The following is a 13,779-nucleotide window of genomic DNA, read 5'->3' as shown; positions in this document are numbered from 1 at the left end:
CTTATTCGCCCTTTCCGTTGAACACGGTGTCATGATGCACCCGATCATTGCCCGGCGCGGCCTCGGTCCCCAAATCCTGAATCCAGAACCGCAGATCAGTCCGTGCAGCCTCCGCCCCCAGCGAATGTGCCGGAGCCGTCACAAAAAGCCGTTGAGTCTTGGTGGCATTGGCGGGCACCAGAACCTTCAAGCCCGGCGCGCCATCCAACGTCAGCAGAAACCCGGCATCCGAGGTCGCGGCAAAGGTGAACCAACGGTCTTCGCCATGCTTATTGCGCAGCCGCAGATCGTAAGTGTTGCGGATCGCACCATCCGATAGCGTCACGAACATCGGATTGCGCACCGGGGTCACGCTGACATCAATCGACGCCCGCAGGAACAACGCCACCACCAAGGCAATGCCAATTCCTGCCCAAAGTACGGTATACATCATTGTTCTGGGCCGAAACACATGGCTCCAGACCGACTTCGCCGGTTGCCCCGCGCGTTCGCGGACCTCATCCGTCAGAGCCATATAGCTGATCAGGTTCAACGGCTTGCCAATCTTCGCCATCGTATCGTTGCAGGCGTCGATGCACAGACCGCAGGTGATGCAGGCCATCTGCTGACCATCGCGAATATCAATCCCCATCGGGCAGACGTTCACACACGCCATGCAGTCTATGCAATCGCCGTTGCCCTCGACGCTCGCCTTGCCGCGCGGCTCGCCCCGCCAGTCGCGGTAGCCAATGGTCAGCGTATCCTCATCCACCATCGCCGCCTGAATCCGCGGCCAAGGGCAGGCATAGATGCAAATCTGTTCCCGCGCGAAGCCGCCAAACACAAAGGTCGTCGCGGTCAGGATCGCCATCGTGGTATAAGCCACCGGATGCGCGGTGCCATGGATCAGGTTCTGCAACAACGTCGGCGCGTCGGTGAAATAGAACACCCAAGCCCCCCCCGTGGCGAGGCCGATCAGCAGCCAGACGCTCCACTTCACCAGCCGTTTGCGCAGCTTTTCCAGGTTCCAGTTTTGCCGATGCAAGCGCAGCCGCGCGTTGCGGTCGCCCTCAATCCAACGCTCAACCAAAATATAAAGATCCGTCCACACCGTTTGCGGGCAGGCATAGCCGCACCAGACCCGCCCTGCGGCGCTGGTGAACAGGAACAACCCCAGCCCCGCCATGATCAGCAGACCGGCTACGAAATAAAACTCGTAGGGCCAAATCTCGATCATGAAGAAGAAAAACCGACGGTTGGCGATATCGACCAGCACCGCCTGGTCCGGCAGACTTGGCCCGCGATCCCAGCGCAACCAAGGCGTGACGTAGTAAACCCCCAGCATCAGCCCCAGCAGCCACCATTTCAGCGTGCGAAAGGTACCTTTGACCCGGCGCGGAAAGATCGGCTCACGCGCGGCATAAAGGCTGGGAGGCTGGGTATCAGGATTTGTCACGGAACTCTCCGGTGGCTAAGGCTGGCCCCTCTATGCGCCCCGGTGCCGCGCTGGACTTTGACCTGAATCAATCCCGCATCCGAAATACAACTTCAGCCTGCGACCGTTTGTCCCCGTCCACCCGCTGCTTGCTTTAACACCCAATCGCAAAACACCTGCAAGGATGGCCGCAAAATTCCCGGTCGCGTCACCAGAAAATAGCCCTCGCGGCCATGATCCTCATACAACAACCGCAACCGCCCCGCCGCCAGATCAGCCTCCATGAACGCGCGAACCGAGATCGCCACCCCCTGCCCATCCCGTGCCGCATCCAGCAGCAGCGTGCCCGGCATCGAGGTCATCCCCGCCCCCATCGCCCGCTGAAGCCCATGCTTCTCCAGAAACGCCGTCGCCTCTGAGGTGCCCAACTCCTGCAACCACGGCAGTTTCGCCAAATCAGCCAGCGTCGATGCCGCCCCCTCTGGCACCAGCTTGGGCGAAGCCACCACCACCACGCCCGACCGCAGCACCAGCTTAGACACCAACCCCGCCCAACCGCCATTGCCATAGCGGATGCCCAAATCCGCCTCGCGCCCGATGTCCCGCGCCTCGGCGGTCGGGTCGATCACCAGATCAATCCCCGGATGCTTGGCTCGAAAATCCGCCAACCGCGGCAACAGCCATCCCCCCGCGAAGGTTGAGGTGGTGGTGATCCGCAACACCCGCGCCGCATCCGCCCCAGTCAGGTCTTCAATCGTGCTGGCAATCGCGGCAAAGCTGGTCTGCAGCGTCTCGGCCAGTCTGCGCCCCTCAACCGTCAACCCCAACCGCCGCCCACCGCGTTCGACCAACGCCAGCCCCAAATGCGCCTCCAACGCCCTGATCTGCTGGCTGATCGCGGCATGGGTCACCCCAATCCGCGCGCCCGCCTCCTCCAACCCGCTCGCCTGCGCAAACGCCGAAAACGCCCGCAACGCCGACAAGGGCGGCATATGTCGCCAGTCCGTCATGAAAGCCTGCCTTACATGGAAACATTGTTGCTGCGTGGAAACATGCGCCACTTTGAGCGATATTACTTACATCAAGCAACCCCTATGAGGCTCACCATGTTAGGAATTCTTGCAGCCGCCTTTGGCGTCGCCACCCGTACCGATCACCCCAGCGCCCCGCAGTTCGACCACCGCACCAGCCGCGAAAAGCTAGTGGCACAGCGCCGCTGGGATGATGAGTACTTCTGGCAAGGCCGCAACGGCACCCCCGGCGATGGCCATGGTCGCTAAATGCTCCGCCTGAAATGAAACCGCCCCCGGCGTGAACCGAGGGCGGTTTTGGCTGCCAGTCGAGGAATTACTCGCCGCCACCCAGACTATGAACATAAGTCGCCACAGCGCGGATCTCATCCTCAGACAGCTTGCCCGTCCAAGCCGGCATCACGCCATAGCGCGCTTTCGTCACAGTATCGGTCAAGGTCGCCACGTCACCACCGTAGAGCCAAATCGCATCCGTCAAGTTAGGCGCGCCGAAATCGCGCATGCCCTTGCCGTCTTCGCCATGACAGGCCACGCAATTCTCGGCAAACACCGTGGCCCCCGCTGTTGCCAGCGCCGCATCATGATCCTGACCCGAAATTTGCAGCACATATTGCACCACTTGGTCGATCTGCGGTTTCTCCAGAATACCATCCACCCCAAAGGCAGGCATCTGCGACAGCCGGGCATCCTCATCGGTGGTGTTACGGATACCATGCGTCACCGTGGTGTGGATCGCCGCCATATCGCCGCCCCACAGCCAGTCGTTGTCCAAGAGGTTCGGATAGCCCTTGCCCTGAACCCCCGCGGCACCCGATCCATGGCACTGCGCGCAGTTGTTTTTAAACAAAGACGCCCCGGCAGACACCGCAAAGGTTTTCAATTCGTCATTGGCGGGAATCGACGCTAAATCCGCCGCCACCAACTTGGCCTTGATCGGCGCATTGGCATCGTCAAACCGTTTGATATCGGCCTCAACATCCGCCCTCTGGTTCGATCCGATCACCCCCTGCGTATGGCCCGAGATCAGTGGCCACGCCGGATAGGCAATCGTATAACCGATCCCCCAGATGATCGTCAGATACAAAACCCACAGCCACCAACGCGGCATCGGGTTGTCATATTCCTGAATCCCGTCCCAAACGTGCCCGGTCGTCGGCACCTCACGCGGGGCTTGCTTCACTTGCTTGGCGCACATGGTTTACGCCTCCTCGGTTTGCGGCGCGGGGGCCGCAGGTTTCTGATCATGGCGGAAGATCGAATTCGCAATATCCTCATGGGTCTTGCGAGAGCCCGGACGCCACGCCCAGAGAAACACCCCCAGAAAGAAGATCGTCAGGAACAACAGCACCCAACTGTCGGCGAATTCGCGCAAGAGACTATATAGTTCCATCGCGCCCCCCTAGCGTTTCGGGTCAGGAATGAAGGTCGAGAAATCGACCATCGTGCCCAACACCTGCAAATAGGCCACCAGCGCATCCATCTCGGTCAATGCAGGCTGACCATCGAAGTTCGCGACCGTCACCTTGCCATAGCGCGCCTCGATGCCGGACGTATCCGCGTTCGGATCGGCTTGGGCTGCGAAATCGGCCTTGGCGTTGGTCATCTCATCATCGGTGTAAGGCACGCCCACCATCCGATGCGTCGCCATGATATCGCCGATATATTTGCCGTCGATTTCGGCATCCATCAGGAAGCTGTATTTCGGCATCACCGATTCCGGCACCACCGCCTGCGGGTCGATCAGGTGATCGACATGCCAAGCGTCCGAGTATTTGCCGCCCACCCGCGCCAAATCCGGCCCGGTGCGCTTGCTGCCCCATTGGAACGGATGATCATACATCGACTCTGCAGCCAGACTATAATGTCCATAACGCTCCACCTCGTCGCGCATCGGGCGGATCATCTGGCTGTGGCAGTTGTAGCAACCCTCGCGGATGTAGATATCCCGCCCCGCGAGTTCTAAGGGCGTGTAGGGGCGCACCCCTTCCACCTTTTCAATGGTGTTCTGCAAGTAGAACAGCGGTGCGATCTCTACGATGCCGCCGATGGTCACAACCAACAGGCTGAGCACCAGCAGCAAGGTCGCATGGGTTTCGATCTTTTTGTGTTTGTCGAGAAAAGCCATATCCATGCCCTCCGGTTATTCAGCAGGAACGGCGTTGTTCGCGTTGATCACTGCCCTTGCAGGCTGTGCGCGCACCGTCATCCACAGGTTAAAGGCCATGATCAGCGCCCCGGTCAGGAACATCCCGCCGCCCAGACCCCGCACTACATACATCGGGAACTTCGCGGCCACCGTGTCGGCAAAAGCGTTCACAAGGAAGCCATTGGCATCCACCTCGCGCCACATCAGGCCTTCCATGATCCCGGTCACCCACATCGAGGATGCGTAAAGCACGATGCCAATCGTCGCCAACCAGAAGTGCCAAGACACGAGTTTCAGGCTGTAAAGGCTTTCACGGTTCCACAAGCGCGGCGTCAGGAAGTACAGCGCGCCAAAGGTGATCATGCCGTTCCAACCCAAAGCGCCGGAATGGACGTGACCGATGGTCCAGTCGGTGTAGTGCGACAGGCTGTTGACGGCCTTGATCGACATCATCGGGCCTTCAAACGTGCTCATGCCGTAGAAGCCGATGGAAACCACCATCATCCGAATGATCGGATCGGTGCGCAACTTGTCCCAAGCACCCGAAAGCGTCATCAGGCCGTTGATCATGCCGCCCCAGCTTGGCATCCACAGGATGATCGAGAACACCATGCCCAAGGTACCCGCCCATTCCGGCAAAGCGGTGTAGTGCAAGTGGTGCGGACCGGCCCAGATATAAAGAAAAATCAGTGCCCAAAAGTGGATGATCGACAGCTTGTAGCTATAGACCGGACGCTCGGCTTGCTTCGGCACGAAGTAATACATCATGCCAAGGAAGCCAGCGGTCAGGAAGAAGCCCACTGCGTTGTGGCCATACCACCACTGCGTCATCGCATCCTGCACGCCCGAGAACACCGGGACCGATTGCGAGGACAGAATACTTACGGGAATAGCCATGTTGTTGACCAAATGCAGCATCGCCACCGTGATGATCATCGACAGCAAGAACCAGTTGGCGACATAGATATGCGGTTCACGGCGTTTCCACAGCGTTCCCATGAACACCAAAAGGAAAGCCACCCAAACAATCGTGATCCAGATGTCGATATACCAGACGGTTTCGGCATATTCCTTGCCCTGCGTGCCGCCCGTGACATAAGAGGTTGCCGCCAGAACGATCATCAACTGCCAGCCCCAGAACACGAACCAGCCCAGATTGCCGCCCCAAAGCCGCACACCACTGGTGCGTTGCACGATGTAAAACGAACTCATAATCAGCGCGTTACCACCAAAGGCGAAGATCACCGCAGAGGTGTGCAGCGGACGCAGACGACCAAAGTTCAGCACACCATCGGTGATGTTGCCCAGGTTCAGCGACGGAAACGCCAACTGAAATGCAATGACCACACCCACCAGAAACCCCACCACGCCCCAGAAGGTCGTTGCAATCACCCCGGCGCGCACCACGCCGTCCATATATTCATTTGTCGGATGCACCCGCACCTCGCCCACATGCCGGATCTCCCACAGGAAGGTGAGAGAGGCGGCCAGCATGACGACGATTGCGTTCACCATATACGGCAGATCATGCGCGAAATTGGCCGCGATCGCGGCCAGAACCGCGATCGTGCCAAGCACGATCAGTTTAACGTAATCCCACATTTTGCGTCCCTTCGACTTTGGTCCGGTCCGCTGCTTTATCCGGCTTTTAGAGCCAGACTCAGACCACGGCCAACGCTTTTGACTGATCCGCTTCTGGCAGTCCGGACCGATGTGGGCCTTGATCCATATCAACAAACCCCCATCTAAAGTTGATCGAGGTCAAGGCGGTGCGCTGTGCCGCAAGGCATAGTCGCGCCATGACACCACCCAAAGGGGAGACCGTGTGATGGACTACAAAACGATTCTGACCGTGCTGACCAACCCCACCGACGCCAAACTGGCGATCAGCGCCGCAGCAAGGCTGGCCCGCGCGCAGGACGCTCATCTTGATGTGCTGGTGCTGGGCGTGGATCGCACCCAGATGGGCTATTCCTACATTGGCACCGGGGCAGTTCTGATGCAGGTCGGTATTGACCGCGCCGAGGCCGACGCCAAAGCGCTGGAAGTTGAGGCCCGCGCCGCTCTCGCCGCCGAAGGCCCCGATCTGCGCTTCAGTCTGGAAACCGTGATCACCCAGCTTGGCGCACTCACCGATCTGGTCTCCAGCCGCGCCCGTTTCGCCGATCTGGTGGTGCAGCCGCGCCCTTACGGTCCCGGTGCCACCTCTGACGCCGAGGCCGTGGTCGAAGCCGCGCTGTTTGACGGCAAAGCCCCGGTTCTAGTGCTGCCCGCCGCGGGTTTAGGCAAATATACCCAGCCCAAACGCATCGTGTTGGCTTGGAACCAAAGCGCCGAGGCCATGGTCGCCGCCCGGCGCGCGTTGCCCTTCCTGAAATGCGCCGACAGCGTCAACATCACGGTGATCGACCCGCCGACGCAAGGCGAGGAACGCTCCGATCCCGGTGGCATGCTCTGCCAGCTTTTGACCCGCCACGGCGTCCATGCCGAGGTTTCAGTCCTCGCCCGCACCCTGCCGCAAACCTGCGACGTGCTGACCCGCCACGCCATCGACCAAAACGCCGATATGCTGGTGATGGGTGCCTACGGCCATTCGCGGCTGCGCGAGGCGATCTTGGGCGGCACCACCCGCTACATGCTGGAACGTGCCGAAATCCCGGTGCTGATGGCGCACTAGCCCAAACAAAAATCCCGGCCACAAGGACCGGGGTTTTTCATCACCTAAAGATCAACGACGCACATCGTCGTCTTCATCCTCGTCATCATCATCGCCATGCGGCAGATTGAAGAAGCTATCGGCATCCGAGAAATCAGCTGGCTTTTCTTCCTGCTCCTCGCGGGTGAACTGCGCCAGACCGGAAGGCATTTTCGCCTCAGTATCCATCCCCAGCGACTGCTCGGTTGACACCAGCTTGCGCCGTTCGTCATCGCTCATCACCGAGCCTTCCGCCGCCTTCTTGCGCACCGCAATCTGCACGGCGGCATCCAATTCAGACTGCTTGCACAGCCCCAGTGCAACCGGATCAATCGCAGTGATGTTGTTGATGTTCCAATGCGTCCGTTCACGGATCGCCGCAATCGTCGGCTTGGTGGTGCCGACCAGCTTGCCAATCGCGCCATCCGACAATTCCGGGTGGAACTTCACCAGCCACAGGATCGACGCCGGACGGTCCTGCCGCTTTGACAAAGGCGTATAGCGCGGACCACGGCGTTTTTCTTCGCCCACAGCCGAGGCATTGAACTTCAGCTTCAGCTTGTACAGCGGATCCTTCTGGCCCCGCTCGATCTCAATCGCATCCAACTGGTTGTTGCCAACCGGATCGAACCCCTTCACCCCGGTCGCCACATCGCCATCGGCAATGCCCTGCACTTCCAATTCATGCATCCCGCAGAACTCTGCCACCTGACGGAAGGTCAGAGTGGTGTTGTCCACCAGCCAAACGGCGGTCGCTTTGGACATCAAAGGCTTCGACATCGGAAATCTCCCAAGCTTACGCCCGCAAACGGGCGGGGCTTTACAAATCTTCCCCGAGCCGGGAAAACGGCTGCGACCGAGGCCGCGAAGTTTTCGTTTTCAGGGAAATCTTCGCCCATATACTGCGGTTTTTGACAAAGGGAAAGTGGTAATGCGTCAACTGGCCTTGGTGATCGTGGCGATTTGTTGCGCAGGAATGGCGCAGGCCCAAGGCGAAAAAGCGGGCGATTTCGACTATTACGTCATGTCGCTGGGCTGGTCGTCCAACTGGTGCGCGCTGACGGGCGATGGCCGAGGCGATCCGCAATGTGACAAAGGCCGCGGCCTGACATGGACCCTGCACGGCCTCTGGCCGCAATACGAGAGCGGCTATCCCTCCGACTGCCGCACTGCCCAGAACGACCCCAACGGCAGCGATTCCGCCCAAATGGCCGACATCATGGGCGGCGCGGGCCTCGCGTTCTACGAATGGAAAAAACACGGCCGCTGCTCCGGCCTCTCCGCCAAATCCTACTATTCCACCATGCGCAAAGCCTACAAAACCGTGGTGATCCCACCAATCTTCGCCAAAATCAGCAAAGACTTGCATGTCCCCGCCTCAGTGATCGAAGACGCCTTCGCCGAAGCCAATCCCCAGATCGCCCGCGATCAGATGACCGTCACCTGCACCCAAGGCATGATTCAAGAACTGCGGATTTGCCTGACGAAAGACCTAGAGCCAAGGCGCTGCGGTGCAGATACGATCAAGGACTGCACGCTGAAAGATGCGGGGCTGGAGGCGGTGCGGTAAAACGCCCTTCGATCCCACCACACAGAGGGCCGCTCGCGGCGGCCGGGTGGGCGAGCAACAGTCATTCTAGGCGATTTATAGAGCAACCAATTCCACAGAAGTTCTAAGCGGTACAGCTCAAAGCGCCCGCCCGAGGGGGCGGTCGGGCTCTGCCCGGCGGCGCTAAACCGCCTTGTTTCCGGGCTGGAAATTTACCTGAAAAGCTTCAGTCGAAAAAGGACAGTCGTCCTTCTTCATTTCACGTCAGCTTTCTTCTCCGCGGCAGCCGCCTTCATCCGCGCCACCAGTTCTTCCTTGCTGGCCTTGCCGCCCGTCGCCGATTTCTCAGCGCCGAGGCCCTTGCCAACCCGGTGCTTCGGCACGTTCTTGTCGCCCTTGGGATTGCCCGATTTGCCGTAATCCATCGTAAAGCCTCATATCCAACATGTGTTGCCCCGGTCATGCCCGAATCTGCCGCATCCCGCAACCCACAGCGAAAATCTCAAGCCCACTTGAACATCTGCGCCGAAACAAAGCCGAAACGGCTTCATCTTGGCGCAAATACTCCCCGCAGAGCGAACTAGGTCAGACAAGGCGCAAAGGTTAACAAATCCTGAATCGCCCTATGCTAACCCATTGATTTTACATAACTGAAAACCTGTCCACGCGTGGACACACCCTCAGATCAGCCCCTCACCCGCAAACAAATCCGCCAAATTCGCCTCCGGTCGCGCGCCGAAATGCCCGATCACCTCCGCTGCCGCGACGCAACCCATCCGCCCGGAAGTCTCAAGTGACCGCCCCGTCGCCATCCCATACAAGAACCCAGCGGCGAACTGATCGCCCGCCCCGGTCGCATCAACCGGCACCACCCGGCGCACCGGAACCATGGCCCGCTCCTCGCCCCGAATGACGATCACCTCGTCCCCCGACCGCGTGCAAACCACCAGCCCGGCATCCCCAGCCGCCAACTTCAAGGCCGCGTCCAGATCGGTCTGATACAGGCTCGACCACTCATGCTCGTTGCCGATCACATAATCCAGATCCTTGACCAACCGGCGGAAATCTCCCCGATGCCGATCGACACAGAACGGGTCCGATAGCGCAATCCCCGCCTGCCCCCCCGCCGCCTGACACAGCTTCGCCGCCCGCTCAAACGCCTGCATCCCCTTCGGTTTGTCGTAGAGATAGCCCTCAAGGAACAGCACCGCCGCTTGGCCCGCGACCTCATCCGAAACATCCTCTGGCCCGAGTTCCGAGGAAATCCCCAGATAGGTGTTCATTGACCGCTCCCCATCCGGCGCCACAAAAATCATGGAACGTGAGGTCGGCAATTCCCCCCCCGGAACCGGAGCGTTGACGAAATCGGTGCCGCCTTCCGCCATCGAGGTCGCATAGAACCGCCCCAACGCATCATCATGTACCCGGCCAATGAACGCCGTGGTCAGCCCCAGATTGCCCAGACCCGCCAAAGTATTGGCCACAGACCCACCCGGCGCCTGCACCCGTCCTGCCATTGCCGCATACAAAAGCTCGCCGCGCTCGCGCTCGACCAGTTGCATGATACCCTTTTCGATGCCCATCATCTCAAGAAAACTGTCGTCCGCCTGCGCGAACACATCCACAATAGCATTGCCGATGCCGACAACCTGATAGCGTTTCATAGGATCTTTTCCTCGAACAGGCAGTCATCAGCAATCGGGCAGATGCCGCATTTGGGTTTGCGCGCGATGCAGATATACCGCCCGTGCAAGATTAGCCAGTGATGCGCGTGGCGCTGAAATTCGGCAGGGACGTTGTCTTCAATCGCGCGCTCGACTGCGGTCTCATCTTTCCCCGGAGCAATCCCGGATCGGTTGCCCAGCCGGAAGATATGCGTGTCCACCGCTTGCGAGGGCTGGCCGAACCACATGTTCAACACCACGTTCGCGGTTTTCCGCCCAACCCCCGGCAAAGACATCAATGCGGCGCGGCTAGAGGGCACTTCGCCACCAAAATTGTCGATCAAAAGCTGCGAAAGCTTGATCACGTTCTTCGCTTTGTTGCGATACAGCCCAATGGTCTTGATATGTTCGATCACGCCGTCTTCGCCTAAAGCCAGCATTTTGGCGGGCGTGTCAGCAATGGCAAACAGCTTTCGGGTAGCCTTGTTCACCCCCACATCGGTCGCCTGTGCCGACAAGGCCACGGCTACGACAAGGGTAAAGGCATTGGTATGCTCCAATTCCCCCTTCGGCTCGGCCTCCAAGGCTTGGAACCGGGTGAAAATGCGCTGCATGGCGGGGTAATCAAGCTGGCGTGTCATCGCCCCGATATGCCCGATGCCAAACAGCCGAGCAAGCATAAGCGCAGGAATCGGGTCGCGAATACCTCACCGTGGCCTTATCTTGGGCGCAAGGAGACAGTTATGACCGATCAATCCAGCTATCACTACGCCGTCATTGCCCGCGCCTTGAAGATCATTGACGCGGGCGGTCCCGGCCAAAGCCTTGATGATCTCGCCGCCCAGATGGGCATGAGTGCTGCACATTTTCAGCGCACGTTTTCGCAATGGGTCGGTGTCAGCCCGAAACGCTACCAACAATATCTGACGCTTGACCATGCCCGCCGCCTACTCGCCGACCGCTTCACCGTGCTGGAAACCGCCCATGCGGCAGGCCTTTCTGGGGGTAGTCGCCTGCATGATCTGTTCCTGACATGGGAGGCGATGAGCCCCGGCGATTACGCCACCGGGGGTGCGGGTCTGCTGATCCGCTGGGGATATTTCCAAACTCCGTTCGGCGAGGCTTTGGTGATGGCTACAGATCGCGGCATCTGCGGCCTTGGATTTACGGAGGAATTTGGCCGCGATTGGTCAATGAATGATCTGACTGCCCGCTGGCCGCAGGCGAGCTATATCGAGGATCAAAGCATTGCGCCGCTGGTCAACGAGGCCATGGCGGGCCGCGCGGCTCGCCTGCATCTCATCGGCGCACCCTTCCAACTGAAGGTGTGGGAGGCTTTGTTGCAGGTGCCCTCAGGCCATGTCACCACCTATTCCGAACTGGCGGGGGCTGTCGGCCACCCGACGGCGCAGCGGGCGGTGGGTACGGCTGTTGGGCGCAATCCAATCAGCTTTCTGGTGCCCTGCCACCGCGCTTTGCGAAAATCGGGCGGCTTGGGCGGCTATCATTGGGGCCTTCCGGTCAAACGCGCGATCCTTGCATGGGAATCCGCGCGTGAGGATGCAAGGGTCTGATCTCGCCCTTACGCCATTGTTTCACATTTGCGCGATAAATTGCCAGTGACGCGCGGGAACCATGCCCCCCGATCCGCGTTGCTGTATACACGGGATTGAGGCCGAAGCGGCCCACCCAGCAGATTAGAGGCAGCTATGAAGTTCAAATCCCCGGTTATCATCTCCACCGTCGCGCTGTTGGCGCTGACCGCCTGCGTCAATCCTGATGCTTATCCAAATGACCCAAATGCCCGCGCGAAAAACGGCGCGATCGTTGGCGGCCTGTTGGGCGCTGTCGCGGGCGGCACCAGCAAAGGCGACGACCGTCTAGCGAAAGCTGTGATCGGTGGCGCTTTGGGTGCGGCCGTTGGTGGTGCGATTGGTTCCAGCTTGGACGCGCAAGCGGCTGACCTGCGCGGTTCGCTTTCTTCCAATGTTTCGGTCACCAACAACGGCCAGTATCTGGTTGTAAACATGCCGCAAGACGTGCTGTTCGCCAGCGACAGCGCCACCTTGCGCCCTGACCTTACTTCGGACCTGCGCGCCGTGGCTTCGTCGCTGAACCGTTATCCGAATTCGACCATCGAAGTGATCGGTCACACCGACAACACCGCATCGGCGGCGTATAACCAAGACCTGTCGCAGCGTCGCGCCTCGGCTGTGGCCAATGTGCTGATCGGTTCGGGTGTGCCTGCGCGTCGCGTCGCCGCCTATGGCCGTGGCGAAGATCAACCGATTGCCTCGAACCTGTCGGCATCGGGCCGCGCGCAAAACCGTCGCGTCGAAATCATCATTCGCCCGACCAAGTAAGCTTCGGATTATGGCGCAAAGGGCCGGGGAAAACCTCGGCCCTTTGTCATTGCGGCCTTTGTGATTGAGACGCAGCCGGATTGGTCATATATTTGCACCAATCAGCTGGAGCCGTTCATGCCCTTCCTCAAAATCGACGCGGAGAAACTGTCGCAATCGGTGGTGCAGCAGATCGAACTGTTGATCCTGCGTGGCATCTTGCGCCCTGGCGAGCGTCTACCGTCCGAGCGAGAATTGTCTGAACGTATGGGCGTCTCACGGCCCAGTTTGCGGGAAGCCGTGGCGGATTTGCAGGCGCGGGGGTTGCTCTCCAGTCGCCCCAATGCTGGTATTTTTGTGGCCGAAGTTTTGGGGTCAGCCTTCTCGCCAGCGCTCGTTGGCTTGTTTTCCGCGCATGAGGAAGCGGTGTTCGATTACCTCGACTTTCGCCGTGACATGGAGGGGTTAGCGGCAGAGCGTGCAGCGCGACTGGGGTCAGACACCGATTTGGCGGTGATCGCCGCGATTTTCGCCAAGATGGAGGCAGCCCACGCCAAGCGCGACCCGTCGGATGAAGCAGAGTTAGACGCGAATTTTCACATGGCAATCATCGAGGCCAGCCATAACGTGGTGATGCTGCATATGATGCGATCGATGTATGATTTGCTGCGGCAGGGTGTGTTCTACAACCGTCAGGTGATGTTCAAAAATCGGCTGACCCGTGATCACCTGTTGGATCAACACCGCGCGATCAACACGGCCATTCAGGCCCGTGACCCAATGGTAGCGCGCGAGGCGGTGGCGACACATCTGGGCTTTGTTGAGGCTGCGATGGCCGATCAGATCAAAGCCAACCGGAATGAGGCGATTGCCCGTCAGCGCTTGCAGCATGAGCAGTCGAAATAGGTCGGTATAAATGAAAAAGCCCGGCGCAAAGA

Annotated in this window: 16 protein-coding genes; 6 read left to right on the top strand and 10 right to left on the bottom strand. The window is 59.6% G+C overall.

Going from position 1 to position 13,779, the window contains the following annotated elements:
- Window position 1: 1 nt before the first annotated feature.
- Window positions 2-1,435, bottom strand: coding sequence for a cytochrome c oxidase accessory protein CcoG (ccoG, locus tag ACS5RD_RS05540; RefSeq protein ID WP_054005475.1), 1,434 nt, complete (start codon window positions 1,433-1,435; stop codon window positions 2-4).
- A gap of 92 nt (window positions 1,436-1,527) precedes the next feature.
- Window positions 1,528-2,424 (bottom strand): LysR family transcriptional regulator, encoded by an 897-nt coding sequence (locus ACS5RD_RS05535; protein ID WP_489930355.1) that lies wholly within the window; start codon window positions 2,422-2,424, stop codon window positions 1,528-1,530.
- Between the two features lie 96 nt (window positions 2,425-2,520).
- Between ACS5RD_RS05535 and ACS5RD_RS05530 the strand changes: the two genes are divergently transcribed.
- Window positions 2,521-2,694 carry a hypothetical protein gene (locus tag ACS5RD_RS05530; protein ID WP_489930354.1) on the top strand — a complete coding sequence of 58 codons (174 nt, stop codon included), beginning with the start codon at window positions 2,521-2,523 and terminating at the stop codon, window positions 2,692-2,694.
- A gap of 67 nt (window positions 2,695-2,761) precedes the next feature.
- Here ACS5RD_RS05530 and ccoP read toward each other — a convergent pair whose 3' ends face one another.
- From ccoP to ccoN, 4 genes are read right to left on the bottom strand one after another with little or no spacing between them, the layout of a single operon-like run.
- Window positions 2,762-3,640, bottom strand: a complete 879-nt coding sequence (gene ccoP, locus ACS5RD_RS05525; RefSeq protein ID WP_489930353.1) for a cytochrome-c oxidase, cbb3-type subunit III — start codon at window positions 3,638-3,640, stop codon at window positions 2,762-2,764.
- A gap of 3 nt (window positions 3,641-3,643) precedes the next feature.
- The gene (locus ACS5RD_RS05520; RefSeq protein WP_489930352.1) at window positions 3,644-3,835 is read right to left on the bottom strand and encodes a cbb3-type cytochrome c oxidase subunit 3; all 192 of its coding nucleotides are present in this window, start codon (window positions 3,833-3,835) and stop codon (window positions 3,644-3,646) included.
- 9 nt (window positions 3,836-3,844) lie between these two features.
- A complete protein-coding gene (gene ccoO / locus ACS5RD_RS05515; RefSeq protein ID WP_489930351.1) occupies window positions 3,845-4,570 on the bottom strand; it encodes a cytochrome-c oxidase, cbb3-type subunit II in 726 nt (241 codons plus the stop codon).
- Window positions 4,571-4,585: 15 nt separating this feature from the next.
- Window positions 4,586-6,193, bottom strand: coding sequence for a cytochrome-c oxidase, cbb3-type subunit I (gene ccoN, locus ACS5RD_RS05510; RefSeq protein ID WP_489930350.1), 1,608 nt, complete (start codon window positions 6,191-6,193; stop codon window positions 4,586-4,588).
- 226 nt (window positions 6,194-6,419) lie between these two features.
- Between ccoN and ACS5RD_RS05505 the strand changes: the two genes are divergently transcribed.
- Window positions 6,420-7,268 carry a universal stress protein gene (locus ACS5RD_RS05505; RefSeq protein ID WP_054005480.1) on the top strand — a complete coding sequence of 283 codons (849 nt, stop codon included), beginning with the start codon at window positions 6,420-6,422 and terminating at the stop codon, window positions 7,266-7,268.
- Between the two features lie 51 nt (window positions 7,269-7,319).
- On the opposite strand, the gene ACS5RD_RS05500 is transcribed toward ACS5RD_RS05505, so the two are convergent.
- Window positions 7,320-8,066 carry a DUF1013 domain-containing protein gene (locus ACS5RD_RS05500; protein WP_054005481.1) on the bottom strand — a complete coding sequence of 249 codons (747 nt, stop codon included), beginning with the start codon at window positions 8,064-8,066 and terminating at the stop codon, window positions 7,320-7,322.
- 151 nt (window positions 8,067-8,217) lie between these two features.
- Between ACS5RD_RS05500 and ACS5RD_RS05495 the strand changes: the two genes are divergently transcribed.
- Window positions 8,218-8,856 (top strand): ribonuclease T2 family protein, encoded by a 639-nt coding sequence (locus ACS5RD_RS05495; RefSeq protein ID WP_489930349.1) that lies wholly within the window; start codon window positions 8,218-8,220, stop codon window positions 8,854-8,856.
- A gap of 233 nt (window positions 8,857-9,089) precedes the next feature.
- On the opposite strand, the gene ACS5RD_RS05490 is transcribed toward ACS5RD_RS05495, so the two are convergent.
- The 3 genes from ACS5RD_RS05490 to nth all read right to left on the bottom strand — a co-directional run bounded on the left by ACS5RD_RS05490 (window position 9,090) and on the right by nth (window position 11,140).
- Entirely contained in the window at window positions 9,090-9,260 is a 171-nt protein-coding gene (locus ACS5RD_RS05490) for a hypothetical protein (RefSeq protein ID WP_489930348.1), read from the bottom strand.
- Window positions 9,261-9,515: 255 nt separating this feature from the next.
- On the bottom strand, window positions 9,516-10,499 hold the full coding sequence (locus ACS5RD_RS05485; protein WP_489930347.1) for an adenosine kinase: 984 nt from the start codon (window positions 10,497-10,499) through the stop codon (window positions 9,516-9,518).
- On the bottom strand, window positions 10,496-11,140 hold the full coding sequence (nth, locus tag ACS5RD_RS05480) for an endonuclease III (protein ID WP_489930346.1): 645 nt from the start codon (window positions 11,138-11,140) through the stop codon (window positions 10,496-10,498). Before nth ends, ACS5RD_RS05485 begins: the two co-directional genes overlap by 4 nt.
- A 102-nt stretch (window positions 11,141-11,242) precedes the next feature.
- On the opposite strand from nth, the gene ACS5RD_RS05475 reads away from it, so the two are divergent.
- From ACS5RD_RS05475 to ACS5RD_RS05465, 3 genes are all read left to right on the top strand, one after another.
- The gene (locus ACS5RD_RS05475; RefSeq protein WP_489930345.1) at window positions 11,243-12,073 is read left to right on the top strand and encodes a methylated-DNA--[protein]-cysteine S-methyltransferase; all 831 of its coding nucleotides are present in this window, start codon (window positions 11,243-11,245) and stop codon (window positions 12,071-12,073) included.
- Between the two features lie 135 nt (window positions 12,074-12,208).
- Entirely contained in the window at window positions 12,209-12,862 is a 654-nt protein-coding gene (locus ACS5RD_RS05470) for a YiaD family glycine zipper/OmpA-like lipoprotein (RefSeq protein ID WP_054005485.1), read from the top strand.
- Between the two features lie 117 nt (window positions 12,863-12,979).
- Entirely contained in the window at window positions 12,980-13,747 is a 768-nt protein-coding gene (locus tag ACS5RD_RS05465) for a FadR/GntR family transcriptional regulator (protein ID WP_054005600.1), read from the top strand.
- Window positions 13,748-13,779 lie beyond the last annotated feature (32 nt).

This window comes from Cypionkella sp. PAMC25878, assembly GCF_058135695.1.
This window is presented reverse-complemented; position numbering and strand designations above follow the sequence as displayed.